Here is a 2128-nt window from a genome sequence, read left to right as displayed (position 1 = left end):
CAGCCGCTGGCTGAAATCGCTGCACCGACATTGATCGTCTCGGCGCGCGACGACCTGTTCAACACGCTGCCGGCAGCCGAGTTCGCGGCGGCCAGGATTCCCAGCGCCAAGCTGGTGGTCTACGATACCGGCGGACATCTTCTCGTCGGGCGGACGCAGGAGGTTCGCATGGCAATCCGCACCTTTCTGGCCGGCGAGGGCTTGATCCCGTCAAACCATTAGCCCGCGGAACCGGTGATTGTCGGCGTGACGACCGCCGCGGGGGCCGTTGCGTCTTGGCCAAGGGTCGGCGTCAGCCAACGGACGAGGCCAAGGCCGAAGAGCGCCAGCGCCGTGAAGCCCGCGCCCGCCAGGAAGGTCATCCTCGGTCCGAAAAAATCCCAGAGCGTGCCCGCCAGCAGGCTGGCGGCCAGCAGCGCAAGTCCAGTCGACAGGTTGAACATCCCGAAGGCGGTGCCTCGCAGTTCCGGCGGGGCCGTATCGGCGACGAGCGTTGCCAGGAGGCCCTGCGTAAGCCCCAGATGCAGGCCCCACAGGCCCACGCCGAGCGCTGCGCCCGCAAGATTTCCAGGGAACGCCAGCACGATGTCCGCGGCAATCAGGACCAGGAAGCCGAGGATGAGCATCGTCAGGCGATTGACGCGATCCGATAGCGCGCCGGCCGGATAGGCCGAGAGCGAGTAGACAACGTTCATGACCACCAGCACCAGCGGGACGAGCCCGATCGGCAGGCCCATGCCCTGCGCGCGCAGGATGAGAAACGCTTCGCTGAACCTGGCCAGGGTGAACACGGTGGCCACGCAGACAACCAGCCAGAAGGATGAGCCCAGGCGCTTGAGCTCCGGCAGGCTCAAAGGGGCGCGCACTTCGCGCAGCCCCGTGGGCCGGGCCGGCTCGCGGACGGCGGTAACCAGCAGCACGACCGCCAGAAGGCCTGGAACAACCGCGACCCAGAACACGGTCCGAAACTGATTGGCGGTCAGCCACATGAGGCCGATCGCCAGCAGCGGCCCGACAAACGCGCCAACCGTGTCGAGTGCCTGGCGAAGCCCGAAACTCGCGCCGCGCGCGTCGGCGGGGGCGATGTCCGCAACCAGGGCATCGCGCGGGGCGCCGCGAATCCCCTTGCCCACACGGTCGACAAATCGCGCCGCCACCAGCCAGCCAATCGAGGAAGCCAGCGGGAACACCGGCTTGGTGAGAGCGGCGAGGCCGTAGCCGATGACCGCCAGCAGCTTGCGTTTTCCCAGCCAATCGGACAGCGCGCCCGAAAACACCTTGGTGATGGCGGCCGTCGCTTCGGCAATGCCCTCAATGGTGCCGACCGTCACCATCGACGCTCCCATGATGGTGACGAGGTAGACTGGCAGCAAGGCGTGGATCATCTCCGAAGAGACGTCCATCAGCAGAGACACGAAGCCCAACGCCCAAATCCCCATGGGAATGGTTCTAAGGCGGGTGCGGGTGGTCTCCGCGGTCTCGAGCTGCTTCATTGATCCCTTCGGCACGTCGACATTGGGCACGTTCAACATAGCGAACTCGCGGTGCGCAAGTACACCGCGATCAGCTGTTTTGCGGTTCCTTGAGCGGGGCTTCCAACCAGGTACCGCGCTCGCCCCTGACGATTGCCAGGGCATCTTCGAGCTTGCCGATCGCGGCAGGCTTGCCCGTTGCTTCGGCGAACTCGATCGCGGCACCGACCTTCGGCCCCATGGATCCGGCCGGAAAATTCCGTCCCGATATCTCTGTCGTGGCAACGTGCCGGAGCGCGCGGGCCTGCGGCGTACCGAAGCCGGCATAAACCGCATCGACATCCGTCAGCATCAGCAGCATGTCAGCCTTCAATTGACGCGCCACAAGCGAGCTTGCCAGGTCTTTGTCGATGACGGCTTCGACGCCAATCATGCTGCCATCGTCGCGGGCGATGACCGGGACACCTCCACCACCCGTGCAGATGACGACGACGCCCTGCTCGACCAGATAGGAGATCACCGACACTTCCAAGATATCGAGAGGCCGCGGCGAGGGCACGACACGGCGCCATTTGTCGCCGTCAGGCGCAACGGTCCAACCGCGCTCGCCCACGAGCCGTCGCGCCGTCGCCTCGTCATAGACGGGGCCGATCGGT

At 65.8% G+C, this 2128-nt stretch carries 1 protein-coding gene and 2 pseudogenes; 1 reads left to right on the top strand and 2 read right to left on the bottom strand.

Annotation, left to right across the window (positions count from 1 at the left end; translation table 11 throughout):
• A pseudogene (locus tag EOA27_RS33340) lies at positions 1 to 222 on the top strand (alpha/beta hydrolase); the annotation flags it as partial.
• Here the strand turns inward: EOA27_RS33340 and EOA27_RS33335 are convergent.
• Both EOA27_RS33335 and EOA27_RS33330 read right to left on the bottom strand, forming a co-directional pair.
• Positions 219 to 1493: an MFS transporter gene (locus tag EOA27_RS33335; RefSeq protein WP_126083550.1), complete on the bottom strand. Its 1275-nt coding sequence runs from the start codon at positions 1491 to 1493 to the stop codon at positions 219 to 221. The pseudogene EOA27_RS33340 and the gene EOA27_RS33335 sit on opposite strands and share 4 nt — an antisense overlap.
• A 70-nt stretch (positions 1494 to 1563) precedes the next feature.
• Positions 1564 to 2128 (bottom strand): annotated as a pseudogene (locus EOA27_RS33330) (carbamate kinase); the annotation flags it as partial.

It is taken from the genome of Mesorhizobium sp. M2A.F.Ca.ET.037.01.1.1, from assembly GCF_003998075.1.
Lineage (GTDB): Bacteria > Pseudomonadota > Alphaproteobacteria > Rhizobiales > Rhizobiaceae > Mesorhizobium.
Note: the sequence above shows the minus strand (reverse complement) of the source record. Positions and strands in the feature narration are given on the sequence as shown.

What these genes read in the sequence shown, in the direction of transcription:
- EOA27_RS33335 (WP_126083550.1), bottom strand. Translation starts at nt 1,493, where the DNA reads ATGAAGCAGCTCGAGACCGCGGAGACCACCCGCACCCGCCTTAGAACC.